Source organism: Shewanella sp. 1CM18E, from assembly GCF_023161665.1.
Lineage (GTDB): Bacteria > Pseudomonadota > Gammaproteobacteria > Enterobacterales > Shewanellaceae > Shewanella.
On record NZ_JALNTW010000004.1, the window covers coordinates 245464 to 269728 of the forward strand.

A 24265-nucleotide genomic window follows, 5' to 3' on the forward strand; every position below is an offset into this window, starting at 1 on the left:
CAACAAAGTATTCACCAACTCTGGTCAACATCCACCACAAAAATAGCTAGTTGTTAGTAAATGCTTCTGCGGTTACAGCAAACTCTTTCTCTGCAAAAACTTGCCCGTTAAATTCTTGCTGCCCTTCATAAACAATACGCAGCTTGCCGTTAGACCGGGTGAAATCCTTTGCAATCCAAGCCATAGACTTAACAGCTTGATTGACCTCTGGATATATATTGACGTTATTTAAGCGCGCAACAACTTGCTCAGCTCCTTGATCCCCTAACCAATACGCAACTAAATTCCCAGCTGTAGAATATTCACCTGTTCGAGTTAAATTAACGTTCAATACGGTTTTACCACTATGTTGATCAAAGCGTAATGCCTTTGACGTAATCTCAACTTTAGGGTTAGCTTTTCCTTGCCTAACGATTACTGGCAGGCTGTAACTTAACAAAACGTCCAGATTAATCGACATTTCACCATCTGACTTTTTAGCTCGTTTTGGCGGTAACGCTTCTAGCTTTAAATGCGAACGATACTCTCCATCAGCAAGATCTTTAGGGCGCCTTAGACCCAACCTAACTATCTGACGCTCATTAGGCTTCAAAGTCACCTGCCTCGGACTAAAGCGCAGCATTTTGCTAGCTGAGGGATAGCCAATTGCCTCTTCTGCTGTTAGGTCTTTATAGCCACCACTTGGTAAAGCTAACTTTTCTTGCCACGCAAGACGGTATGTTTTGACTTCAGAGCTGCTATTTATAAGTACAATCTCATGGGATCTTTCGCGTCCCTCAAAAGCAACCCGGATAGGAGACACCAATAAGCTAGCTTGAGCTGAATTGATAAATGAAAATAAGCATATTGACACAAAAAATGTAGCTTTTAATAAGCGCTTAAACATAGAAAATACTCAAAACAAATGGAATACAGTTCGCTCTATTGTGGGTCTAGGCCCTATAAAATTACAGAGTTACTCTGTAGTTGTTAATTGAACTAATAACTAATATCTAAATAAAAAACGGCTTGGTAGGAAGTATTTAAATAATGCTTACCATTACCTGAAGTCATCAATTTGCCACCCATTTGAGTGATAGCCATACCAGCACTATCTGTACGAATATTCGGCTCAATATAGATCTCACTTAAGGTGAATTGTTCAGTATCTCCTGATGCAACAGTCGTTATAACAGGCAACATTGGAGTAATTGAAAGATCGACATAAGGTGGGTAATCAGTAATGACCATTTCAGCTGCTTGCCCGGGTTTAATGATCAGCAGTTGCCCTGAAGAAGTGCTATGGCCAAAGGTAGGCACTACCACACTACTTTGAATGCTGTTATCACGTATCACTATAGTGCCAAACGATAGCGGCTGTTCAAAATACACATCTGCACTTACGTCAAAAATGGCCGTTGTTAAAACCAAAAATAAAATAGATTTCAAAGTTAGCCTTTTATATAAGGTGGCGAAACATATGTTTCGCCACCTAAGTCTATTTTTACTTAGTAGCTAACAGTAATAGGAAAAGTGCCTGTAAACTCACCATCTTGATACTGTCTATCAATAACATTGGTATCAGCAACATACACATCTGTCGTTAACGTGCCACCAAAGTTAAAGCTCGCATTACCTTGACCGTCTGCAGTCAACTTTTTATCTGCAGCATAAAGAGAGCCGTCATTATCGCCAGATGTGATGTATGCAGTAATAGCGCTTAATACAAACTTAGGTGATCCTGGAGGTGCTGAAGCAGCTACAACATTGGTTGGAGTTGTCGGTAAAGTCACGCTTAACTCTGAATATGGTGCAACACCAGCAACGGTAACTTCACCTGGTTCACCCGGTACTAATAATCTAATAGTTGCTGCATTCAAAGCACCATTAACCACAGTTGCCTGCTCAGTTGGGTTTGGCGACATTGTAATACTAGCACTTACGCCATCAGCATCTGCTAGGTCGACTACTGCAGTGATTTCACCAAAGTTTAATGGCTTAGCCACAACCATTTCAAAAGCATTTTTAACAGTAACAGATGCTGTAGCATTCTCTGTTTCAGCAGCCATAACTGGTGCAGATGCAACCATAACTAATGCTAAGCCAACAGCTTTTGCCACCATAGAAATATTTTTCATTTAAAACTCCATTTTACACATTATTGTATTTAATAAATAACGCCAAGACACACTTTGACTAAATAAAAACCAAAGGTGACAACAAACCAAGTTAAACTCAGGCTAAAAATAGAAAAGATAAAGCTAGATAACTAATCGGCATTATAAAATTTAACTTTAATTAAATTTACAACAAAGTTCTTTTTCCATAATACTTCATAAAATCCTTTTATATTCTCTCACCCTTATATTCAACTACGGCACAGTACTGCCCTTCGACTTTTAATAGGCGGCATATTGATAATGCCGATTTTTTACTCGAGTATGGCCCATAGACCAACCGAGAGAAACTCTTACCTTTACTAACAAAATCGACTTTCATTGGTTGGCCATCAACCAAAAAATCATGAAACCTTTTTTTATAACTAAGCCAACCTGCCTTTAGGTTATTACTTTTAGAGTAAGAAGACAGGTGAATGCCATAAGCATTAGGAGCATTTTTTATTTCGGTCACCTTATTATTTTTTAGTGCCTTCTCTACCTTATTAACGACTTTCGGTTTAATTGTATTTTTTTTAGCCATAGCATCAGTGGAAATAAATTCTTCAATAAAACCTTTATTAGTTACCGATTCTTTAGATACGACAAACTTAACCGGTTGCTGCTGAATCTCGACAACTTTACTCAGCTCGGATATCAATAAAGCAAGATCAGCTTCATTCTCGACCAATCGCTCTATCGCAGGCTTTAACTTATTCCAAGCTTCAAGCTCTTGTTTTACATGTAACAACTCAGCAGTCAGTGCCACTAACTGGCCCGCTTCAGTGTCTTTAGTTTCAGCTGCATCGCTAGATGCAGTAAAGGCACATAACCAAATCGAAACCACGGTACTGACAACAAGTGAGTAAAAATCGCTATAATTAATTTTTAATGATTTAGTAAAAAGACTCACTTCATTAACTCTTTCATTAATTAAAAAATGCATTAGCGCAGTATAAATTAAACCTATGCCTAAGATGATATAAAAACTGACACTAGTTTAAAACCAAACCAACTAATAATTAAGCATCCTGCTAAAAACATGCCAACAACAGACATTTAAAACCCGAACAATAAAAAATCACAAAAAATCGTTATAAGTCACATAAATTGATAGGTTAAAATGCAGAGGCAAAAGCCAAAAAAAAGACTTAACCTAAAATAATAAACCAAAATAAATAGCCTTTTAACTAAAAGAGGTGAAGAATAATAAAAATAAACAGTTAACAATATAGACCCACGGTCAGCATTAATAATTAATTTATATTATCGGACATATAAATTAACTTTTAAATAAAAGAGTAAAGCCGCCTTGTTGGCTGGACATTTTTTCGACTAAACAAAACTAAAGACAAAATACTGACGCTATAAACAGAGGCTAGATATTATTAACAACAAATACGAAAGGCTATTTTTAAAAAAATAACTCTGGATACATATTCAATTTCAAGATAACTATCCTCTAGTATTAGATAACTAATTATCTATTGATTGATCCTTCATCAATTGTTATTCGTAACAATTGACATGAATAGAATAAATCCCAAAAAGCTATTGAATAGCAAATGGACTGCGGTTCAGCCTTTAAATAAGCAGAAACACTTTTTAGTCACTAAGGTGAAATTTGATGAGGATGGTGAGGTAAGCTTGTGTTTGATAGAAGCGGTTCTCACTCGCAAACAATCGATAATTGATTGGCGCGAACTAACAGACCACAAAGTTTGGCTTCAGGGCTGGAAATAAGCCAGCCCAAGCCATTTACTACCTTAGAAAGAGAAAAAGTGGCGCTTTTTCTCTGACTTTTGGCTCTTTATTGATTTAGCTGCTAGCTTTTGCTTCTGCTCTTTATCTAATGGTTTCGCTGCAAGATAAAGCGCTTGAGCAAATAGACCTTGATATGACTTCATTTCTTTTCCTCTAGTGCATCGGGATTGCTGCACTAAAAACCAACAAACCTGTTTAATTGATGCTAAAATAACCGCCACCTCACTATTAGTAAAATGAATAGTTAGCATCAAATGAATTCACTTTTGGCATGAATATTCAAATCAAAAACTTATATTGTTTCCTTACCTTAGTTGAGGTTGGCAACTACACCCGCGCGGCAGAAAAACTGCATCTAACTCAACCCACTTTAACTAAAATTATCCAGCGGCTTGAAGAGCATCTCGCCCAGCCTTTACTTATTCGTAATAATCAAAAAGTGCTCGCCACTGAAGCGGGTCAATTGCTTGCGGTTAGTGCTAAGCAAATTGTCGGGCAATGGCATCGGCTACAAGAGGAGATGGATAATTTAAATGGACTTCAAACTGGGCAGTTACGTTTAGGCGTCTGTCCCATGATGGGCGAAATGATTATTGAACTACTGTCAGAGTATCGTCGACGCTTTCCTAAAATCGATGTAACCATCGTTGAACTTGGTGGCTATGCCGCTGAACAAGCTCTGCTTAACGATACTCTTGATTTGACCTTTACCGCGCTACCAACCACCCATACGCAAGACTTTTGTAGCCATAACTTACAAGGTTACCCACTATTGGCCTGTTTGCCTAAAACGCATAAACTCGCACTAAACAACACCATCTCTTGGGCTGATCTCGCTCAGTATCCTTTTATACTTTACAACGATGACTTTTCTCTCGCTAAGCTGATCCGCAGACTAACTCATAAAGCCAATATTGAATTAAACATTACAGCACAAAGTGGCCAATGGGACTTTATTGCTACTATGGTAGACGCACAAATGGGGCTCGCCATATTGCCAGAACCTATTTGCAATAAAATTAACTCGCCGAATTTGACTTATCGTGCACTAGCACCTGCGCTCACATGGGATCTTGCATTAATTTGGCGTAAGAACTTACCGCTAACGCCTGCCGCTGACAGCTTTATTAAGTTAAGCCAAGAATTAAACCCGACAACACTTTAGCCTAAACTAAGATTTCGCTTGAAGTAAAAGCTAATAACTAGTGACACAACGCTTTACTGGGGAGTTAACAAACGACTTTGCTATACAAAAATATCTGAATAGAAATAGTAGGCATTTTTGCCTTGACGCTTAACCTTATACATAGCTTGGTCTGCTTGCTCATAGACTTGAGCAAAACTTTGATCAGTGAATGCGCAGATCCCAATACTCATCCCAATGTTGACTTTTCGTCCCTCTACATGGGTGATAGCCGCAAAAGCCGTTAGAACTCTATCGGCAATACTTGCTAGTTCAACCTGCTGCAACGACTCAAATAAAATCACAAACTCATCGCCTCCAAGACGAGCGATATTGTTCGACTCTTCGATTATGTGTTGCAAAGTGCTGGCGATTTGCATCAACAAACTGTCGCCAAACTTATGCCCATAGCGATCGTTATGAGATTTAAAATCGTCTAAATCAATAAACATGAGAGCGCCGCAGCCAATACTATTACGTTGACGTTCAAAGGCTTTTAGTAATGCCTTTCGATTGAGTAAATCCGTTAAGGGATCTCTATGCGCCAGCTTATCTAGCTCTAGTTCATAACGCTTCTCTTTGGTGATATCGATATGGGTTCCCATTATTCTTAATGGCTTACCATTATCATCAAACTCTATGACTCGGCCTCTATCCGATACCCAGCTAACTGAGCCATCTTTATGCAGCATTCTATGAGTAACATCGTAGGAATCAGTTTTACCACTGATATGATCGTCAAAATTAGCAATAACCCAATCGCGATCATCTGGATGCAAATTGCCTTTCCAACTATCGACGTGCGCTGCAAGTTCATCTATGGTATAGCCTAAAAGTGAGCCCCACTCCATGTTGTACATAGTCAGATTTCCACTGGGGATATGCTGCTCCCAAACACACAGGCCGGTGCCATCAAGTGCGGCATTGAGCTTCTGCTCTAACAAGCTATTTTGCTGCCTAAGTCGCTGATTATCTCGTTGCAAAATGAGGTTCTGTGCTTTTAGCTCAGCAAGTTGTTTATCTATCTCAGCCTGAAACAGTGAACACTTTTGTTTGATTTCCACCAATTGCTTTCCATGCCCGTATAATCAATACAAAGATTAACAACTATTGATTAACATTTGAATATTAGCTGACGCCTGAATTAACTCTCATTTGCGCAAAAATAACTTAATGCCGCCTTTATAAGATAAACTACAGTTAAATTAAGTTGATTGCAGATTTAAATATGCCAATAAATATTGCCATCGCTGGTGCTGGCTTTTCCGGCGCAGTTATCGCCAATGAGCTAGCTCAAGCTGGCCACACTATTACCGTCTACGAACCTAGAGCTCATGTTGCGGGTAACTGTTACTCAGCAAGAGATGAGTCGAGCCAAATAATGCTACATCATTTTGGACCGCATATTTTCCATACAGATAAAACACATATTTGGGACTACGTCACCCAACTCGGAGAATTTAAACCCTTCGTCAATCGGGTAAAAGCCGTCACTCAAGGCCAGGTTTATTCACTGCCTATCAATCTGCATACGATTAACCAGTTTTTTAATAAGCAGATGTCACCTGACGAGGCAAAAACATTTATCGCCAATCAAGCTGATGAGAGCATTATCGAGCCGCAGAATTTTGAACAGCAAGCGCAGAAGATGATTGGCGAATCGCTGTATCAAGCTTTTTTCAAGCATTACACCATCAAGCAATGGGGGCGTTCACCCGATAGCTTACCTTCGAGTATTTTAAAGCGATTACCGCTGCGCTTTAATTACGATGATAACTACTTTAATCACCCATATCAGGGGATGCCTGCAGATGGCTACACGGTATTAATCGAAAAATTACTCGACCATCCCAATATTAAAGTCCATTTAAACACCCCATTTAATGCTGCGATGAAAAGCCAGTATGCTCATGTCTTTTTCTCTGGACCATTAGATGCCTATTTTGACTATCAGCTAGGGCGCTTACCTTATCGAACCTTAGATTTTGTCAAAGAAACTCATGATGGCGACTATCAAGGTAATGCAGTAATCAACTATTGTGATACCAGCCAAGCTTATACCCGAATTAGCGAGCATAAGCACTTTGCGCCCTGGGAAGAGCACAGCCAAACCGTCATTTTTAAAGAATATAGCCGTGAAGCGACTGAATTAGACACGCCTTATTATCCAGTTCGTTTGAGTGATGACAATAGCTTGCTAGAGCGTTATATCAACCTTGCTAAGCAAGAAAAAAACATCACCTTTGTTGGCCGTTTAGGCACCTATCGCTACCTAGATATGGATGTCACGATTGACCAAGCATTAAGCGCTAGCAAACTATTTTTAACCTCTTTGGCTAATGGCCAAAAAATGCCAGTATTTACTGAGCAATAAATGATTTTAAAGAGTGAATAAAACATGAAAAGATATTTGGTTATTGCTCGTATTGGCGATAACTCATTGCACCCTAAGTGGTTAGAAAATGCCGCGCCTAACTTCGATTTATTCTTAAGCTATTTTGGTGATACAGATGATAAATTTCGCCACGAAGCAACCTATTATGAAAAAGTAAAAGGCGGTAAATGGCCTATCGTACATCAACTGATTAGTAATAACTGGTCGCTGATCTCTCAATATGAGGCCGTATGGATCCCTGATGATGATATTCTCGCTGATGCGAACACCATCAATAGAATGTTCAGCTTGTTTGAAGGGTTTGATTTAGCTTTAGCGCAACCGGCATTGACAATGAACTCTTACTTTTCACACTCAAGCTTGCTCTGCCAGCCTGATTCGGTATTACGCTACAGTAATTTTGTTGAAGTCATGGTGCCGGTATTCTCCAAAGCTGCGCTAGAAAACTTAAAGCATAGTATGGGGCAAAGCCCATCAGGCTGGGGGCTAGATGCATTATGGCCACACCTGATTAACAACCCTAAGCACGATAAAATTGCAGTGATAGATGCCGCAGCTGTGGTTCATACCCGCCCTGTCGGCGGTGAGCTGTATAAGCTTAACCCCGAGCTATCACCAGAGAAGGATGCGATCCACCTACAAAGCTTATATCCGCAGTTTAATATTAGCCGTCGTCACGGGCCGAATAAATTTAAGGTCTATTCCCAAGTGTCTCAATCGACCACTCATAGCGGCCTGTTTGCCAGCATACGCGGTAAATGCCAACGCGTAATAGCTAAACATCAAGCGAAAAAGCGACCTAAGTACCCAATTAACTAAATACAAAAAAGCCCGCTAATCAAATTAGCGGGCTTTTTATTTGTTCAGTAAAGCTGAGCAACTTTAATTGCTCAGCTTTACAGCCTTTACTTAGTCACAGGTGATACTACAAATAGTAGTTCGCCTTGTGATACTTGTTGGCCGTTACTATTAAGAATACGCTCAATACGATACTGCTGATCTTCAGGGTAAAGTACCGCATTCTTACGGTTAAAGCCGGCAAGGGTTACTTGCGAGAACATCTTCATCGCTTCTGTAAGCGCTAAAGTCTGATCTACAGTAACAATGTCACCTTCTTTAACGAAGTCAGCTTCACCAGGCGCTGGAGAGGTATAGAAGATACCCGCACCCTGTGCCATAACTTTAAGCTCGTTACTTTCACCAACACGCAGCGATGCAGTATCAACACCTACCGTTTCTGCTGCTGCTTCCATTTCAGCAATGAGCTCTGGTACATCTAGCTCTGCCATAAAGCGCGGTAGGTAGTTAGTGTCGTAAACACCTTCGTTGAACGTGCCATCTTTAAGAATGCGCGTTAACAATGGAATGTTAGTCGCAATACCTTTAATCACAACTTGATTTGCTAGGTAATCATGTAGCTTAGTGATTACGTCTTCACGGCTTTCACCGCGGCAAATGATCTGTGCAATTAAGCTATCGTAGTATGGTGATACTTCTTTACCTTCACCCGCAATAGAGATGATTTCAATGTCATCACGCTCTGGCATTTGGTATTCAGTAATCAAACCTGGGTGTGGTAATAGCTGTAGAACGCCATTGCTATCAAGTGCCGCTTTCTCAGCAGTTACACGTACTTCCATCGCGTAGCCAATTTCTTGCGGCTCAAGCTCTGCAATCGAGCGACCAGCTGCAATATCAAAACCTGCGCTTACGATATCAATACCTGAAGTAGCCTCTGTTACTGGGTGCTCTACCTGTAGACGCGTATTCATCTCCATAAAGTAGACTTCGTTAGCGTCTAAGTTATAGATAAACTCTACTGTACCAGCGCCCATGTAATCTGTTGCGTCACCTAGTGCACGAGTGTATTCCATCACGCGCTGTTTAAGCTCATCAGGCAACATAGTTGAACCAGACTCTTCAACCACTTTTTGGTTGTTACGCTGTACAGAACAATCACGTAGACCAAGTACTTTGGTGTTACCAAACTGGTCACGCAGCAACTGAACTTCGATGTGGCGTAGTGAAGTAACATACTTCTCTAGGTATAAGTCACCGTTACCAAATGCTGCTGCCGCTTCGGTAGAAGTCTTTTGGAACAAGGAGATCATGTCGCCTGGGCGTTCAACAACCTGAATACCTTTACCGCCACCACCTTGTACTGCTTTAAGCAATACCGGGTAGCCAATTTCGCTAGCAACGTTTACCGCTTGCTCTGCGTTATTCAAAATACCGTGGCTACCAGGAACTACCGGTACGTTTTGCGCTTGAGAAGTCTTAATCGCGTTCGACTTGTTACCCATAGTCGTCATACTGTGCACGCTTGGGCCGACAAAGTTAACGCCATTGTTAACACAAAGTGCGGCAAACTGTGGGCTTTCAGATAAGAAACCAATACCTGGGTGCAGGGCATCAACGTTTTCATATTCAGCAACTTTTAGCACTGAGTATGCGTTTAGGTAACTTTCATCAGAAGTGTTACCACCAATACAAACTAGCTTATCGTCGCCTTTAAGCATGTCTGCTGGTACCGAAGTCATATCAGGATCTGATGCAACTAATACCACGTTGATGTTGTTGTCGTGCGCTTTACGGATAAGCTTAACCGCAGTACAACCACGAGCGTGTACCAATACTTTTTCAATCGGCTTCATTAGCTGACGTGGATCGTCTTGAACAATCTCTTCTTCAGCCACTAATCGTTCTGGCACTAAAGTAGAAACCGCATTACTGATCACATCAACGATTTTAGCTGTTGGCTTAGGCATTAATGGATCAATGCTTTGTAGCTGAGCGTCAATTGTGTCACTAAACGGGTTAGTCACCAATGCATCCATCGCACCCGGTACTTTCGACAAGTAGTTAGATAGCGTTGAAGTTGATGGTAGGTATGCAGGTACAACCATTTGGCCAGCAAATGGCATGTTTGTGCCTGATAGGTAGTAAGTTTGCACTAATGGGTGAGTCACAAAACTCGCCTGTGCACCACCAGTACAGTCACCGTAACCAAACATCAATACTGGCAATTCGTTATCACGAATAAAGCGCGTAATACGGTCGTTCACGACTGCCATAGAGAATAGTGCTGCAGCACCTTCTTTAGTCTGCATACCACCAGAGCTGATGAAACAAATCACTGGCAGTTTACGCTTAGCACACTCGATTAACAGCGCGCTGAACTTCTCTGCAGCAGCCATATCAAATGCACCCGCTTGGAATGCTGTGTTTGATACCGCTACACCGACGCGCATTGGCTGGCCGTTATGTTCGAAATCAGCAAGACCTGTGATTAAACCACATGGGCGAATGCCTTTGTCTAGCGCATCTTCAATAGATAGACGGAAACCAGGGAAGTTAAGCAAGTTAGCAGAGATCTTATCGCCATTGATTTCTTCAAACTCAGTGAAGAACTTAGCAACAATTGCATCCCAACCCATTTTGCCCGCACGCTTTTCATCGCGCAGAACCTTTTGGATTAGCAAATCTTGGTAACCCATAGTTAAACGGTTCCAGAAGTCTTTACGACGACCGATACGCACAGGGTTAATCGCGCCAGTGTATTCACTGCTTTCTTCTTCGCTGTCGAAATACTCTGGCAGTAGACGTTCGAAGAAGTAAGTTAGAATAACGAATAGACTGTCGTTCAGCTGTGGGAAACCAACACTCTTCCACTGCTCTGTACGAGTCAATAGTTCTGCACGGTTTGACTGAGTCATAAAGTACTTCAGCCACTTGTAGAACTTGCTCTTGTCGTTAGCAACGTTTTGGGTTGATAAAGCACGGTCAATCGACTCATGCAACAGGTTATCAACTGAGTTACGTGACAAGCTCTTAGACATCATGGCTTCTTTAGCGATAGATGCTAAATTGCCTACTACGTTGTCGTAAAGTGCGTTGAATACAAGAATGTTATGACACTGCCAAATAAAGTCTTCACGTAGCTCGTCGTGAATGATCACGTCAAGTACCGTCAGCTTGTTTAGCTCAGGCCAATCAGCTTGAGTCACTTCTGATGGAAGCGTTTCTAGGTAGTTGATTAGACCTTTAAAGTTGTTTTCTGCGTTACCTTTCCAGCGGTGGTATAGAGACCAGCTGATGTTAAAGATAAGCGCCTTACGAGCTTTTTTGTAGTTCTCTTTTGGTTCACCCAAAATCAAACGAGTCAGCATATTACGCTCAGTAGATACGTCATCACGCTTAGCGATGAAGTTACCCCAAAGCTTGTTTAGCTCTTCGTCGTAAACCAGTTTATCAGGGCTTGATAACCAAGACTGGAATACGCGATCTTGCTCTTGCTGAATACGCGCTAGCAAATCACCTTCTGGTACGCTCACCTTAGATAGACGACCATACTGCTCTTGCGAGATTGAATGAATGCGGCTACGTAGGGTTAGGTAACGTAGGTAACGGTATGTGCTACCAAATAGGTTTAAATGCATGGTTGGGTTGTTAGCAACCGCAAGCTCTGCATTTAGTTCTAGCGCTTCAAGGTTCTTAGATGGGCTAAGGAAACGCGTTAAACTGCGATCGTAATGCTCGCGTAAGTCTTCTGATTCGCGTACAAAGTTAACCGCCGCTTTTTCTACAGCTTCAATGCTGCTAATGATTGCACGACGTAGGTTGTGCTGACGCTCATCTTTATCTGATGGCGAGAAATCAACAATACCGTCAATACAACCAGAGGTGTATAGCTCTTCAGGCGATACACCCACTGATTTAGCACATTCTTGCCAAGATAGGTTGTATTTGCGCGCAATACTTTGCAAACCTTGAGGCTGAATGGTGTTAAAAATACCGTCACGTAGCGATAGCAAAATGTTTGCTGCAGCCAGTGGAATAGCGCCGCCAGAGTAACCCGCACCGATAACGATACCGACAGTCGGTACGTCAACGTTTGCGCTCTCAGCAATCGCTTTAGAAATTGAGTGTGCTTGGTTTTGGCTGTTAGCCACCTCACCTGCATCAGCACCAGGGGTGTCGATAAGGTAAACAATTGGCATAGACAATTCAGCAAAATGACGAATCGCCTTACAGCAAGCGATATGGTGCTCAGGCATCCAAGCGCCATTTGAAGTTGTACGCTCTTGCGCTACAAAACCGATACGGCGAGTACGAGAACCAAAATTCAGTTCGATCTCTGCACTATAAAAAGGGCCAATATGAGTTTCGGTAATGAGCTTACCTTTAAGATCCGCAATGATGCGCTTAGCACCAGGGCGGTTTTTATCTTGAGTAGGTTGAATAACCTTAGTGACGTAACCATCGACGTCTAATTGGGCCAAATCTTTAAGATTGGCTTGAATCGCGTCGTCGTCTAAAAGACCTTTAACTTCGTCAGAAAGCGACTGCTTACTGTGTTCAGGAAACAAGGAAAAGTCTTTAGCTAGCTGCTCTGCTTTTAGAAAAAGCGGATCGGCAGTTTGCACTTGAGTCGTGTTAGCGGGCTGATTTTGGCTGGTCATCTAAAGATCCTCTGCTTTTAGCCTCTGAAATTTTTAGCTGGTAAATATAACTTTGTTATCCCGTCAATTGCTATTAAACTGCGCTAGACGCTTTGTTCCATATTTGAGACAGTGGAGATAACATGCCAGATTTAAACGGTATGATGCTCTTTGCGGCGGTAGTTAGAGCCAAAGGTTTCTCTCAAGCTGCCCGTGAAATAGGCATGCCAAAATCAACCATTAGTCGTAAGGTTGCCCAGCTTGAAGAGCAGCTAGGTGTACGACTTTTGCAGCGAGATACGCGCAATTTGAGTTTGACTCAGGTCGGTGCGCTGTTTTATCAGCACTGCTCCAGTATAAGCGATGAAATTGAAGCTGCAAAAGCCACGGTTGAAAATACCCACAATGATGTCTCAGGCTTACTGCGTATCGCTATTCCAGTATCTTTCAGCCAAGAACTAATCGCCACTTTATGTAGTGGTTTCTTACGCCTCTACCCCAATGTTGAACTTGACGTGCAGTTTACCGATAGTGAAGTTGGCTTAGTGGGTGAAGGCTACGATATTGCAATTAAATATGGTCCGCTGCAATCATCAGACTTGGTAGCGAGGTTACTGTTCGAGCGCCAACCTATTTTGGTTGCTAGCCCCGGCTATTTAAAAATCCATGGCACCCCTGCAACCCCGCAAGACTTGGCTGAACACAGCGGTATTTTACTTGGTACTTCACGCTCCGCGCCGATTTGGCCACTTGGTAAAGGCGCTAGAAAAACTATGGTTAATTTTCAGCGTAAAGTCAGGGTCAATAGCGCTGTAATGGTAAAACAATTAGTTATGGATGATTTTGGCATTGCCATGCTATCCAACTCCGTTTGTAAAAATGAGCTAGCTAGCGGCTCGCTAGTGCCTATTTTACAAGAATGGCCTATGGAAGCCTTTAAGGTTTATGGCGTGTACTCTAGCCGTCGTCAATTAGCGACTAACATCAGCGTTTTTCTAGACTTCTTTCATAAGCGCTTTACTAGCCAAGAGTCGTTACAGTCGCTAATGGTGTAAATCAGCTGATGTAAACATGCTGACATAAAAAAGCGCCTATCAAGGCGCTTAATTTATCCGTGCAAACCAATGCTTACTTAAGCCATTAAAAACGGTAAGGGAAACGCAAGCTAATCTGATAGTCGGGTGAGTCTTCCGTTAAGCCGGCACCAATACTAGTGACCATAGAAAAGTTTTCAGTCAAGGCTAGCGTGGCACCTAAACCTAGATTAGCCGTATTGGTATCAGTACGTGCAATATCTTGCCACTGACCACCCAAGGGCTTTTGGCGGGTTTTAGTAAAGAAGCGCTGATTAAAGCTCATCCCGATACTCATGCGCTCTGACACAGCAAACGCTAACCCTAAGCTGTAATCAATATAGTCACCTAAATCAATCTCTCCTGGAGATAATCCTGGAAGGCCTGATAAATCACCATACTCTTCCGAAAGAAAAGTACCGTAATTAAGGTTAAAAAACACAATGGCGGGGTCATAGGTTTTAGCTAAACTAAACCCGGTTGAAATGCCCCACACACCGGCACCTGTAGCGATTTGATCGGGATAGGTCAAATTACCTGATTCAGACGACTCAAGGTTAATACCAAATGGATCATCTCCAGTTGGCATTCGCACTCTTACGTTCCAAACCCAATCTGGCCACCCGTCACCTTCTGTCATTATTCGATAGTAGGCGGCAACGCTCATGTCACCAATTTGCGCGCCTTCTACATCAGCTGATTCATAAAGCTGGCTCGAGTTACCTTCACCTACTGACTCATACTTGTTTAGGCGGTACACAAATGGCATCGCCATTTCAAACTGCCAGCTATCGTTTAACGTATAGCGAGTAGTGAGATCTAGTTGGACCGTATTTGAGCGAATGCGATCCAAATTTAAGTTACCGAGGAAAATCGCATCTAATGCCAAAAAGCCCCTTAACACTAAATCTTTACGACCGTAGTAGCTGTAGGTTAGAGATGGCTCAATCGTCAGTTTACGATCAAATACATTGTGCGCTTCTTGCAGCACATCTTCAGTGCTACGCGAGCGTTCAGGTTCTTTTTTCACAGCAGCCTGAGTTGGACTTTGTGCTTGTGAATTAGCAATTTGGGTTGGTTGTTGTGGCGCTCTTTCGATTGCCGCCTGTTGATTTTGAGGCTGCGCTTGAGAAGATGTTGATACCCGCGCTTGCTGCGCAGTAACTTGGGGAGCTTGAGCGGCTTTAGTTTGAGTGGTGTTAGCTGTTTGAGCTTGCTTCAGCTGCGCCTCTTTAGACAGTACTTTTTGAGCCATTTGATTAATGGCTCTTTGCTGCATCTGTAATTGCTGGTTGAGCAAAATAAGCTGTTTTTTTAATAGTTGTAGCTCTTCGGCTTCAGTCATCTGAGCTTGGTTTGCATCAACAGAAAAAGTCATCATTGGCATACTCGAAATGGATACCAGTAGCGCCACTTTAGTCCATTTAAAATCCATTTCTTGTTCCCTATTTTTATACTTTAAAAAAACTATAGTCCAATACCTATAATATCGCGTACCTGCATCCCTAATAATTGACGCTGTTTTACACCTAAACTAATACCGTTATAACGGATCAAAGAGTGATTAGTGACTTGATGAAATGCCCCATCAATTTTAATCGATTGCACCAATTGACCGTTACCACCTTGTGATGCAACCCCTTGCGCAAAAGAAGCTGAAGACATACCAACCTCATAGCCAAGCTGACCACTGGCGGTTGAGTAAACCACGTCACCGCGACTGTTAACTAAAGTCTGACCAATAACGATTTCAACTCCATTATTTAATGGCGCTAAGTGACCTTGCTCTAAATCAAACTGATTATTTACTTGATTAAAATCCCCCGCGATTTGAATCGATTGTTGCAGTCCCCGCTGCTGACCGTTAGCAGATAAGTTAACGCTATCGTTAGCATTTAATACATTATCGGCAATGGTAATGCGCATAGCTGGGCCACTTTCCGCATTCGCAAGCTCCACTTGCATATGAACTTGCTGAGACAGCCCCTGCTCATTGATATAGTGGGTTTGCATGTGAAGACCAAAATAAAAATCTTGGCCATTCTCGGTGTATTTACCACGCATTTCAGCGAGCTCTTGATCCAGTAAAGGCGACTTTCCAGCAAAAGCCTCTAACGGAACTTCAGATGCAAATACTGTGTTAGCCAGTAATATCCCTGCACCTGTAACTAATCCTGTCATAAAGCAAAATTTCATTTTGCCTCCTAGAGCATGTCTGCATACTCGAAACCAAACTCTAATAATTCAGCATCGGATAATGGCTGCAAGGGATCCAATATCTTGTAAGTCAACTGCGGCCGAGGGTGTAATAGAGGGTTATCTTTAATGTATTGATTACCTATCACCACAAATACGATGCCATTCCATTTATCGGTAAACTCGTCAAAAGTTAAGATACGATTCCCTAACGCGGGATCGCCTAAGTAAACTTGATTCCCGGTGAACCTTCTCATCACGACAAAGTGGCTATAACCACCATCATTTAATAGCACTATCGCAGGAATTTTTAACTGCTGGAGCTCTGCAATACCTACACGGTAACCGCGCCCACGCATATTTTGTGAGTTTAAATATCGCTTCATATCTAATAAGGAGAAGCCTTGCTGTTGCACAAGCTCAATATCAGACACTTTTAGCATTCCCAATAACACTTCTTGTTCGGTTATTGTTTCGTTGCCGTAGCCATATTTAAGAATGCTTGCCAAACTAGCTGCACCGCAAGAAAAGTCTGTTCTTTGCTGCACAACATATTCAAACTTTTGCTCTCTGATACTTTGAATATTTTTGCTGTAGTTACCCATTCCAGGGATCATGCCTGTCAACATGATGTCTGCAGCAAACGCATTAAAAGATAAAAAGGTAATTAAGATAACAAACGAACGTTTCATAGATGACTTCCTTGTATGTATCGGCCTGAGCAATGCCCAGGCCGATTATCACACTAATGGTTAGTGTTGATTAAGGAGCTTCTGAAACAATGGCTCCTCCGGTCATACTAGTAAGTGATAGGTTATTTGACTGTAAATTACCATTACCAGATGCCATATTAACGCCAATGTTACCTGAGGCATTTTGGAAAGCATTTCCGCTCAGAGATGCTGTATTGGTGGTTTTTTGAGTCACTGTCTCGATATAGAAAGGTAGCTCACCACTTACAACACCAAGTAAACCGATAACACCTTCCTCTTCAAAAGTTAAACCTGAATCTCCGGTTGGATTATTAGCGTCCATATCTAGATGTCCCCAAAGTTCAGCATCATCGCCGTTAGCGTGGGAACCGTCATCTCTCCAAATCTCAGGGTAGTAACTACCAGTCTGTTCAGACGTACCGCTATAACCGCCTATGGCACCAAAACCTAAAGTAACTTCTACTGATTCTGCTGAGTTTTGAACAACACTTTCGTTATTAATCCCGTTATGGGCCGAGACTTGCGAGTTAGATACACTAGCTTCACCTAAACTACCATTATGTGCAGATGCAGCCATGTTATTAGCTTGAATATTATTGCCACCAGCAGCAATGTTTACCCCAATGTTACCTGAGGCACCTTTAAAGGCATCACCTTTAATGCTGGCATCATTGGTTGTTGCATAGTTATTGGTTAAATTAAATGATCCACGTTGAGTACTGAAGATCTCTGCATCACCAGAACCAAAAGCAAAGCTTTGGTCTATTGACGCTAATGCAGCCGAATTACCTTGCACATTATAGTCACCAGCAGCTTGGTTAACGCCAATATTACCGCTGGCATTATTAAACGCTGAGCCTGAGATGCTCGCTGAGTTTTCTACGTATGAATTGCCAACACCATTGGCTCCAGTAGTCTGCACATTATCGACAACTGCCATACCTAATCCATTAACTCGAATATCACCGTCTATCTTGACTTTACCTGAAAATTCCACATCTTTTTTAACGGTTACTTCTTTCTTCAATTCAACAGAGCTGTTCGACTCAGAATTAGACTCAGAAGAGTCATTTCCGTTAGCAAATGCTGGCGCACTAATCGCCGCACCGATACACATGACTAGGGTTAATTTTTTCATTTCCATTTTCATATCTCCATTTGAGCAATTTAATTCCCACTAGGTAACTGCAGCGAGAACTGATTTATGGCGCTGTTGCCATCGCCAGAAACTTGGTTGATTTGAACTATGCCTTGGGCATTTTCAAAACTGTCTGGAGCAATAACTGCATGGTTTGTATCGTTGCGTTCGAGAGGCAAAGCGGTGGGGCTTACAATATTATCAAGTGCGTTATCATCAAGACCTAAACCAATCACAGACTGTAGAGCGATAGCTCCAAGATTGGCTTGAATATTTCCTTGACCACTAACCTGATTAATACTGACAAGCCCTTGTGCATTTTCAAATGCAAGTTCTTCAATATGAGTAAGGTTATATGCCGTATGATCATCTAACAGTTTTAGGTAAGGATTTTGTTGATCCGATAAGATAATGACTTGATCAGCAATAGCATGGCTATTTGATTGCAGGTTGCTATCACCAGCTGCCTGATTGATTGCGATACGTCCAGTGTTGTTGCTAAAAGACTTGGTACCTACGGTAGAGCGATTATCAATGTGATGAGTAAGCGTACTTGCATCACTGTCCGACCAAACAGCAGATGAAAAACCTACTAGGGATAGGCATAAGTACATTGGAACATTGCTTAACTTCATTCAACACTCTAACTATCATCAAAACCGTGTCAAACAAGTAGCAAACAGCACGCCAAACAATAAAAACAAAGTAATTCATGGACTTAATTTTCACATAAAAAAAGACAATCTCATTTCTGAGACTGTCTTAAGTTAACCCATTGAATTAATTAGACTCATAATTAATTACTGCATTCTCAAAACTGAGAAATTATTTATTCAGCCGCACAAATCTCATGCTTATCGATAAGTCGATACAAGGTGGCACGGGAGATCTGTAAGTCACTAGCAACAATGTCCATTTTTCCGTTATGTTTTTGAATTGCGGTAACTAAAGCATTTTTTTCCACTTCATCTTTTATCGTTTTAAGGCCTTGGGCAAAACAAGGCTGCACTATGACTTCTTTAAGCTCGAGATCTTGAGTTTTAATTAATCCATTTTCGCATAACAATACCGCTCTTCTAATGCGATTGATAAGTTCCCTCACATTACCTACCCACTCATGCTTTAACAGGGCATAGCAAGCATCTTTACTTAACTGACATTTGCCTACATTGTATTCGTGAGTATACTTTTCACAAAAATAACTCGCCAACGGAATGATGTCTTCTTTTCGCTCTCTCAATGGAGGTAATTCGATTGTAATACCGTTAAGACGGTAAAAAAGATCTAAACGAAATTCACCTCTTTCAATCGCCAACTCCAAATCAATATGGGTCGCAGCAACCACGCGCACATCCGATGACTGCGCACACGTACCACCAACCGTATCAAATGTTCCTTCTTGTAAAAAACGCAGTAAATTCACTTGCTGCTCCAACGGTAGATCACCAATTTCATCTAAAAAAAGTGTCCCACCATCGGCTTGTGATATTTTACCTTTATGACTACCTACCGCGCCGGTAAATGCACCTTTTTCATGGCCAAATAGTTCTGATTGCACAACCCCTGAAATTAACGAACCACAATTAACAGCCACAAATGGACCGTCAGCCCGAGAGGATTGGGTATGAATTTTTCGGGCGATGAGCTCTTTACCTGTGCCACTTTCACCACGAACTAAAATAGGAATATCGGTAGGGGCTGCTCGATTGATATTTTTTGATAGCATTTGCATGGCTGCAGAGCGCATTACAGGGTTTACAGGGCCAGAATTACTAGTATTACTTCCGCCCTCTTTCATGCATTGTTGGCGAATCCGAATTACACCAATTGCATGGCCCATTAAGCGAGCAAGTCTGTCTATTTCAAAAGGGGCGGTATGATAATCCCACGCGTGCTGACCGATAAGTTGCTGCACGGAATCGCACTTTAGCTGCTGCCGGTCAATCAACACTAATACCAAGGTATGCTTATGTAACTTGCGGATCACAGACTCAGCCCAAACGATTTGTTCAAAGCATCGAAGATCGAGTAACAATAGATGACAACTAAAATTAAAGCGCTCTAGCTCATCAACTGCACAGTATTCAGCAAATATTTCTCTACGCTTTAACTGTTCACATAAGAAGTCGTCATAACTTTGGCCAATAATACTGACACGTTTCATCATCTACTCCCTAGACTTAGATGTTTAATTCGTCTGAGTGAATACCGGCCTTTATCAGGTATGAATTGCACCACATAGATATCAATGTACTTGGTCGAGTAGATATCTTCAGGCCATCACTTGTTACGGTGTATGACAGTATAGTAACGATCTCAGCCATACGTTTGTTGATCAGAACATAAATCTGAACCATCAAGCTAACACTCAAGGTTAATCATTTACTTAGCTCTGCCTAAAAGTGGACAACTTTTCATCATCCATCTTGTCAGGCATACTTAACTGCAAATTTTAGGTTAAAAAGTGCCACCAATTATGGGTTGGCTTCACCCGTAACTGATACAGTACCCATCGTTAGAAAGGACCCACAATGACTGTTTTTAATACGGCTTTATTTAGCGCAACTCTCGCCATGGCAGCAATATGTCAACCAGCTTGGGCAAAATTAGATGTTGAAGAGTCACGTCTACCTACAGCAAAACAAGCCATACCTGAAGTCGTTGACCGTTATCAAGTTTTTGTTAGTCAGCTTAGTGACAAGTACAGCCGTCACTCTGATGAGCTTAAAATAACCCAAATGGTTGCCAACCAAGGCTTAAGATTATGGCAACAAGCCGTGCGTGATGTGCAATCAGGCCATCAAGATGACCGCTCTTTATATTGGAGCCGCTTAGCCATTCGTGAAAAACTTAAAACTCAACAGCCTAACTTTGCATTAGCCGCTTGGCAGCGTGATATTTTAGTTGATGCCGTAGAGAAGTCGTCTCGTGGATTTAGTGATATTGATTTTAAAACTGATAACGATATCAAAATCCTACTAACGGGCTTTGATCCTTTCTTTCTTGATAAAAATATCGACCAAAGCAACCCCTCTGGGTTAACCGCTTTAGCGCTTGATGGTTATCGCTTTAAGGTTAATGGCAAACAAGTGCAAATTGAAACCGTAATGATCCCTGTTCGCTTTGCCGATTTCGATGAGGGCATGATTGAGTCGTTACTCACCCCCATTTATCGCGATACCAGTGTAGATATGATTTTTACTGTGAGTATGGGGCGTGAAGATTTTGATATTGAACGCTTTCCAGGCTTAAATCGCAGTGCTGCGGCCCCAGATAACCTCAATGTGCTTACAGGCGCAAACAAACAAGCCCCTATCGCCCCGCCTTTTAACGGCAGTAAGTTAACTGGGCCTGAATTTGTCGAGTTCTCTTTGCCAATTAACGCTATGCAAAGTGTTCAAGGGCCATGGAAAGTTATCGATAACCACACTGTATCAACCTTGGAGCAAGGCGAATTTAAAGCCAAATCATTAGCGCAACTAACCAACGCCACTTCCGTTGAAGGCTCTGGCGGCGGATACTTATCTAATGAGATCTCATACCGAGCTATATTGCTGAAAAACCAATTTAATAGCAGCATTCCAGTGGGCCATATCCATACTCCACGGATTGCAGCTTACGATGCAAAAATTGAAACCGATATAGTCAATCAGGTCAGAGACATGGTTAAGGCTGCGGCCGCAACCCTTTAAAGCGCTACATTAATAAATCTTTGAGGCTGGATCAGACCCAACTGGTCAGCCTCTGTGCGCTCAGTTAGAATGCGTATAAGGCTTCATCAAATCAATTTAATTACTCATGTTCAAAGCGCTTAATCCATTTAAATCGCGAACTAATACGCCTGCCAGTGCAAAAAACAGCCAACCTTTGACATTTAACGACCCGCAGCAGCAACTGATCGCCCAGCAAGTGGAACGTTGTTATCAAATAGCCGAAACGAAACTTAAGCGCTCCTTTCCAAGGCCAGAGATCAATTTTGCGCTTAGAGGCAAAAGTGCGGGCACTGCTCACTTGCAGCTAAACAAGCTGCGCTTTAATGCCACTTTACTTAAAACTAATCATCAAGCTTTTATTGATGAAGTGGTGCCACACGAAATTTGCCACTTACTCGCTGCACAAGTTTTTGGTCGAGTAAAACCCCATGGCCGCGAGTGGCAAAGCCTTATGCTGCAAGTGTTTAACCTACAACCTCGCACCACCCATAGCTTTGATACCACAGCCGTTGAAGGCAAAACCTTTGACTATTTTTGCCTTTGCGGGCCAATAAAGCTCAGTGTACGCAGACATAACAAAGTATTACGAGGAGAAACTCAATATCGCTGTCGTAAGTGCGGCAGCCAGTTACAGTCAAATTGAGTCAGAACCATTACTAGTACCTAAGTTTCGTACCTAAGTAATATCGAATAAATACCGCTATTTAAGCCATCTCAAGCACCTCGGGCAAAAAGAGCAAACAGCCAACGCATGTCATAACGAATTCGTAAATGACAATAAACAATGCGGTAATCGCTTTGCAGCTCTCTCTACCATTGCAGCTAACGCGCTGCTCACTTACAATCCCGCCCAAACGAACATACGTTTCGTCATCGCGATATTTTTTAGGGATTTTTTAGATGTCATTTATCAAAGTGCTCGCAGTAGCGCTCGGCCTTATGTGGCTGTTACCTCAAACAACTTATGCTTCAACCGGTCATGCAAAAAGCTTTAACCAAGCGAAGAAAAATATACGTAAGATTTATCTCAATAACCTGCCGCAAACTAGTTTTTACTGCGGCTGTGATATCACAGTAAAAGGCAAAAAATGGATCCCAGAGCTTGATACTTGTGGCTATGAAATTCGTAAACAAAAAGTGCGCGCCTCACGCATAGAATGGGAGCATGTTGTTCCGGCGTGGGAGTTCGGTCATCAACTACTTTGCTGGCAAGAAGGTGGTCGTAAAAACTGTGGCCGAAAAGATCGCACCTTTAAAAAAATGGAATCAGATTTACACAATTTAGTACCTGCAATTGGCGAAGTGAACGGCGACCGCAGTAACTATCGCTTTAGTCAGTGGAATGCCAAGCCAACTCAATATGGTGAGTGCCAATTCACTGTTGATTTCAAAGGCCGTAAAGTACAACCACCAGCCCATACTCGTGGCCAAATTGCTCGCACCTATTTCTATATGCAACAAGCTTACGGATTGAAAATATCCAGCAGCCAATTAAAGTTATTTAAAGCATGGGATAAAACCTACCCAGTTGATACTATGGAATGTCGACGTGACCAAGAGATTGCCAAAGTACAAGGCAACCACAATGAGTTTGTTCAAGCTCAGTGTCAGCGCCTAAATAACTCAACGACTTACGCAGAATAAGGCTTGTAACATCATGAGAGTGCCAAGAATTTATCAACAATCAACATTAACTGTCGGCCAATCGGTTGCTTTAGATGAAGAAGCGGCTGGTCACGTAGGCCGCGTATTAAGAATGGCTTCAGGTGAGCAAGTTAGCTTATTTAATGGCGATGGTAATGATTACCTTGCTGAAATTGTCAGTGCCAGTAAGAAAAACGTTGAAGTTAAGGTCCTTAGTTGTGAGGCCAACGATAGTGAGTCGCCACTTAACTTGCATTTAGGCCAAGTGATCTCTCGTGGTGACAGAATGGACTTTACCATTCAAAAGTCGGTCGAGCTGGGTGTTAACACTATTACACCTCTGTTTTCAGAGCGCTGTGGTGTAAAGCTAACAGGCGAGCGTTTAGAGAAGAAAATTCAGCAATGGCAAAAGATTGTTATTAGCGCTTGTGAGCAGTCAGGTCGCAGCGTGGTGCCAATTGTGCGCCCTGCAATGCAATTAGTAGACTGGTGCGCAGAACAATCTGATGCCGTGAAGCTTAACTTGCACCCACGAGCTTCTCATGGTGTCAACGGCTTAACACTACCAAACAATCGCGTAAGACTGGTTATTGGCCCAGAAGGCGGCTTATCAGGCCCAGAAATCGCCATGACAGAAGAACATCAATTTACCGACGTATTGCTTGGTCCACGAGTGCTTCGTACTGAAACAGCCGCGCTCACCACCATTAGTGCGCTGCAGCTTAAATTCGGTGATATCGGCTAGAGATTGATTAATCGCTTGTCAGGCAGTGGCAAATACCTAATTGATTTGCCACTCGCTATATTAGTAAAAGTTTATCGGTTAAACGCTGGAAAACCGGCAACATAGCCCCCATATTCATCGTTGAA

General features: G+C 42.0%; 22 protein-coding genes. 9 read left to right on the forward strand and 13 right to left on the reverse strand.

Annotated elements, in window-relative coordinates; all coding sequences use genetic code 11:
• Window positions 1-46: 46 nt before the first annotated feature.
• The 4 genes from MSG37_RS08305 to MSG37_RS08320 all read right to left on the reverse strand — a co-directional run bounded on the left by MSG37_RS08305 (window position 47) and on the right by MSG37_RS08320 (window position 3081).
• The gene (locus tag MSG37_RS08305; protein ID WP_248470124.1) at window positions 47-802 is read right to left on the reverse strand and encodes a molecular chaperone; all 756 of its coding nucleotides are present in this window, start codon (window positions 800-802) and stop codon (window positions 47-49) included.
• 176 nt (window positions 803-978) lie between these two features.
• Window positions 979-1428, reverse strand: coding sequence for a DUF4402 domain-containing protein (locus MSG37_RS08310; protein ID WP_248470125.1), 450 nt, complete (start codon window positions 1426-1428; stop codon window positions 979-981).
• A gap of 59 nt (window positions 1429-1487) precedes the next feature.
• Window positions 1488-2117 (reverse strand): hypothetical protein, encoded by a 630-nt coding sequence (locus MSG37_RS08315; protein WP_248470126.1) that lies wholly within the window; start codon window positions 2115-2117, stop codon window positions 1488-1490.
• Between the two features lie 208 nt (window positions 2118-2325).
• On the reverse strand, window positions 2326-3081 hold the full coding sequence (locus MSG37_RS08320) for an SPOR domain-containing protein (protein ID WP_248470127.1): 756 nt from the start codon (window positions 3079-3081) through the stop codon (window positions 2326-2328).
• 581 nt (window positions 3082-3662) lie between these two features.
• Between MSG37_RS08320 and MSG37_RS08325 the strand changes: the two genes are divergently transcribed.
• Window positions 3663-3878, forward strand: coding sequence for a TIGR02450 family Trp-rich protein (locus tag MSG37_RS08325; protein WP_248470128.1), 216 nt, complete (start codon window positions 3663-3665; stop codon window positions 3876-3878).
• A 23-nt stretch (window positions 3879-3901) separates the two neighbouring features.
• Here MSG37_RS08325 and MSG37_RS08330 read toward each other — a convergent pair whose 3' ends face one another.
• Window positions 3902-4042 (reverse strand): hypothetical protein, encoded by a 141-nt coding sequence (locus MSG37_RS08330; protein ID WP_248470129.1) that lies wholly within the window; start codon window positions 4040-4042, stop codon window positions 3902-3904.
• 128 nt (window positions 4043-4170) lie between these two features.
• Here MSG37_RS08330 and MSG37_RS08335 point away from each other — a divergent pair, with 128 nt between their 5' ends.
• Window positions 4171-5064 (forward strand): LysR family transcriptional regulator, encoded by an 894-nt coding sequence (locus tag MSG37_RS08335; protein WP_248470130.1) that lies wholly within the window; start codon window positions 4171-4173, stop codon window positions 5062-5064.
• 80 nt (window positions 5065-5144) lie between these two features.
• On the opposite strand, the gene MSG37_RS08340 is transcribed toward MSG37_RS08335, so the two are convergent.
• Window positions 5145-6146: a diguanylate cyclase gene (locus MSG37_RS08340; RefSeq protein WP_248470131.1), complete on the reverse strand. Its 1002-nt coding sequence runs from the start codon at window positions 6144-6146 to the stop codon at window positions 5145-5147.
• 164 nt (window positions 6147-6310) lie between these two features.
• On the opposite strand from MSG37_RS08340, the gene glf reads away from it, so the two are divergent.
• Together glf and MSG37_RS08350 are read left to right on the forward strand one after the other, a co-directional pair.
• On the forward strand, window positions 6311-7456 hold the full coding sequence (gene glf / locus MSG37_RS08345) for a UDP-galactopyranose mutase (protein WP_248470132.1): 1146 nt from the start codon (window positions 6311-6313) through the stop codon (window positions 7454-7456).
• Window positions 7457-7480: 24 nt separating this feature from the next.
• Window positions 7481-8296: a DUF707 domain-containing protein gene (locus MSG37_RS08350; RefSeq protein ID WP_248470134.1), complete on the forward strand. Its 816-nt coding sequence runs from the start codon at window positions 7481-7483 to the stop codon at window positions 8294-8296.
• An 86-nt stretch (window positions 8297-8382) separates the two neighbouring features.
• Here the strand turns inward: MSG37_RS08350 and MSG37_RS08355 are convergent, their stop codons facing one another.
• The gene (locus MSG37_RS08355; protein ID WP_248470135.1) at window positions 8383-12939 is read right to left on the reverse strand and encodes a biotin carboxylase N-terminal domain-containing protein; all 4557 of its coding nucleotides are present in this window, start codon (window positions 12937-12939) and stop codon (window positions 8383-8385) included.
• A 122-nt stretch (window positions 12940-13061) separates the two neighbouring features.
• On the opposite strand from MSG37_RS08355, the gene MSG37_RS08360 reads away from it, so the two are divergent.
• Window positions 13062-13973 carry a LysR family transcriptional regulator gene (locus MSG37_RS08360; RefSeq protein WP_248470136.1) on the forward strand — a complete coding sequence of 304 codons (912 nt, stop codon included), beginning with the start codon at window positions 13062-13064 and terminating at the stop codon, window positions 13971-13973.
• A gap of 85 nt (window positions 13974-14058) precedes the next feature.
• Here MSG37_RS08360 and MSG37_RS08365 read toward each other — a convergent pair whose 3' ends face one another.
• The 6 genes from MSG37_RS08365 to MSG37_RS08390 form a co-directional block, all read right to left on the reverse strand.
• Window positions 14059-15426 (reverse strand): transporter, encoded by a 1368-nt coding sequence (locus MSG37_RS08365; protein ID WP_248470137.1) that lies wholly within the window; start codon window positions 15424-15426, stop codon window positions 14059-14061.
• A gap of 32 nt (window positions 15427-15458) precedes the next feature.
• Window positions 15459-16187, reverse strand: a complete 729-nt coding sequence (locus MSG37_RS08370) for a hypothetical protein (protein WP_248470138.1) — start codon at window positions 16185-16187, stop codon at window positions 15459-15461.
• A gap of 8 nt (window positions 16188-16195) precedes the next feature.
• Window positions 16196-16879 carry a C39 family peptidase gene (locus MSG37_RS08375; RefSeq protein WP_248470139.1) on the reverse strand — a complete coding sequence of 228 codons (684 nt, stop codon included), beginning with the start codon at window positions 16877-16879 and terminating at the stop codon, window positions 16196-16198.
• Window positions 16880-16949: 70 nt separating this feature from the next.
• Window positions 16950-18044: a hypothetical protein gene (locus MSG37_RS08380; RefSeq protein ID WP_248470140.1), complete on the reverse strand. Its 1095-nt coding sequence runs from the start codon at window positions 18042-18044 to the stop codon at window positions 16950-16952.
• Between the two features lie 23 nt (window positions 18045-18067).
• Window positions 18068-18673: a hypothetical protein gene (locus MSG37_RS08385; protein WP_248470142.1), complete on the reverse strand. Its 606-nt coding sequence runs from the start codon at window positions 18671-18673 to the stop codon at window positions 18068-18070.
• Window positions 18674-18867: 194 nt separating this feature from the next.
• A complete protein-coding gene (locus MSG37_RS08390) occupies window positions 18868-20202 on the reverse strand; it encodes a sigma-54 dependent transcriptional regulator (protein ID WP_248470143.1) in 1335 nt (444 codons plus the stop codon).
• Window positions 20203-20611: 409 nt separating this feature from the next.
• On the opposite strand from MSG37_RS08390, the gene MSG37_RS08395 reads away from it, so the two are divergent.
• The 4 genes from MSG37_RS08395 to rsmE all read left to right on the forward strand — a co-directional run bounded on the left by MSG37_RS08395 (window position 20612) and on the right by rsmE (window position 24140).
• Window positions 20612-21730: a hypothetical protein gene (locus MSG37_RS08395; protein WP_248470241.1), complete on the forward strand. Its 1119-nt coding sequence runs from the start codon at window positions 20612-20614 to the stop codon at window positions 21728-21730.
• A 106-nt stretch (window positions 21731-21836) separates the two neighbouring features.
• The gene (locus MSG37_RS08400) at window positions 21837-22394 is read left to right on the forward strand and encodes a SprT family zinc-dependent metalloprotease (protein WP_248470144.1); all 558 of its coding nucleotides are present in this window, start codon (window positions 21837-21839) and stop codon (window positions 22392-22394) included.
• A gap of 296 nt (window positions 22395-22690) precedes the next feature.
• On the forward strand, window positions 22691-23395 hold the full coding sequence (locus tag MSG37_RS08405; RefSeq protein ID WP_248470243.1) for an endonuclease: 705 nt from the start codon (window positions 22691-22693) through the stop codon (window positions 23393-23395).
• Window positions 23396-23408: 13 nt separating this feature from the next.
• Entirely contained in the window at window positions 23409-24140 is a 732-nt protein-coding gene (gene rsmE, locus MSG37_RS08410; RefSeq protein WP_248470145.1) for a 16S rRNA (uracil(1498)-N(3))-methyltransferase, read from the forward strand.
• Window positions 24141-24265: the final 125 nt, after the last annotated feature.

Excerpts from the sequence above, each read along its gene's own strand:
- MSG37_RS08385 (WP_248470142.1), bottom strand. The coding sequence starts at position 18,673 with ATGAAGTTAAGCAATGTTCCAATGTACTTATGCCTATCCCTAGTAGGT.
- MSG37_RS08315 (WP_248470126.1), bottom strand. The coding sequence starts at position 2,117 with ATGAAAAATATTTCTATGGTGGCAAAAGCTGTTGGCTTAGCATTAGTT.
- MSG37_RS08400 (WP_248470144.1), top strand. The coding sequence starts at position 21,837 with ATGTTCAAAGCGCTTAATCCATTTAAATCGCGAACTAATACGCCTGCC.
- MSG37_RS08370 (WP_248470138.1), bottom strand. The coding sequence starts at position 16,187 with ATGAAATTTTGCTTTATGACAGGATTAGTTACAGGTGCAGGGATATTA.
- MSG37_RS08375 (WP_248470139.1), bottom strand. The coding sequence starts at position 16,879 with ATGAAACGTTCGTTTGTTATCTTAATTACCTTTTTATCTTTTAATGCG.
- MSG37_RS08330 (WP_248470129.1), bottom strand. The coding sequence starts at position 4,042 with ATGAAGTCATATCAAGGTCTATTTGCTCAAGCGCTTTATCTTGCAGCG.
- glf (WP_248470132.1), top strand. The coding sequence starts at position 6,311 with ATGCCAATAAATATTGCCATCGCTGGTGCTGGCTTTTCCGGCGCAGTT.
- MSG37_RS08325 (WP_248470128.1), top strand. The coding sequence starts at position 3,663 with ATGAATAGAATAAATCCCAAAAAGCTATTGAATAGCAAATGGACTGCG.
- MSG37_RS08360 (WP_248470136.1), top strand. The coding sequence starts at position 13,062 with ATGCCAGATTTAAACGGTATGATGCTCTTTGCGGCGGTAGTTAGAGCC.
- MSG37_RS08365 (WP_248470137.1), bottom strand. The coding sequence starts at position 15,426 with ATGGATTTTAAATGGACTAAAGTGGCGCTACTGGTATCCATTTCGAGT.
- MSG37_RS08390 (WP_248470143.1), bottom strand. The coding sequence starts at position 20,202 with ATGAAACGTGTCAGTATTATTGGCCAAAGTTATGACGACTTCTTATGT.
- MSG37_RS08320 (WP_248470127.1), bottom strand. The coding sequence starts at position 3,081 with ATGCATTTTTTAATTAATGAAAGAGTTAATGAAGTGAGTCTTTTTACT.
- rsmE (WP_248470145.1), top strand. The coding sequence starts at position 23,409 with ATGAGAGTGCCAAGAATTTATCAACAATCAACATTAACTGTCGGCCAA.
- MSG37_RS08380 (WP_248470140.1), bottom strand. The coding sequence starts at position 18,044 with ATGGAAATGAAAAAATTAACCCTAGTCATGTGTATCGGTGCGGCGATT.
- MSG37_RS08350 (WP_248470134.1), top strand. The coding sequence starts at position 7,481 with ATGAAAAGATATTTGGTTATTGCTCGTATTGGCGATAACTCATTGCAC.
- MSG37_RS08405 (WP_248470243.1), top strand. The coding sequence starts at position 22,691 with ATGTGGCTGTTACCTCAAACAACTTATGCTTCAACCGGTCATGCAAAA.
- MSG37_RS08335 (WP_248470130.1), top strand. The coding sequence starts at position 4,171 with ATGAATATTCAAATCAAAAACTTATATTGTTTCCTTACCTTAGTTGAG.
- MSG37_RS08355 (WP_248470135.1), bottom strand. The coding sequence starts at position 12,939 with ATGACCAGCCAAAATCAGCCCGCTAACACGACTCAAGTGCAAACTGCC.
- MSG37_RS08395 (WP_248470241.1), top strand. The coding sequence starts at position 20,612 with ATGGCAGCAATATGTCAACCAGCTTGGGCAAAATTAGATGTTGAAGAG.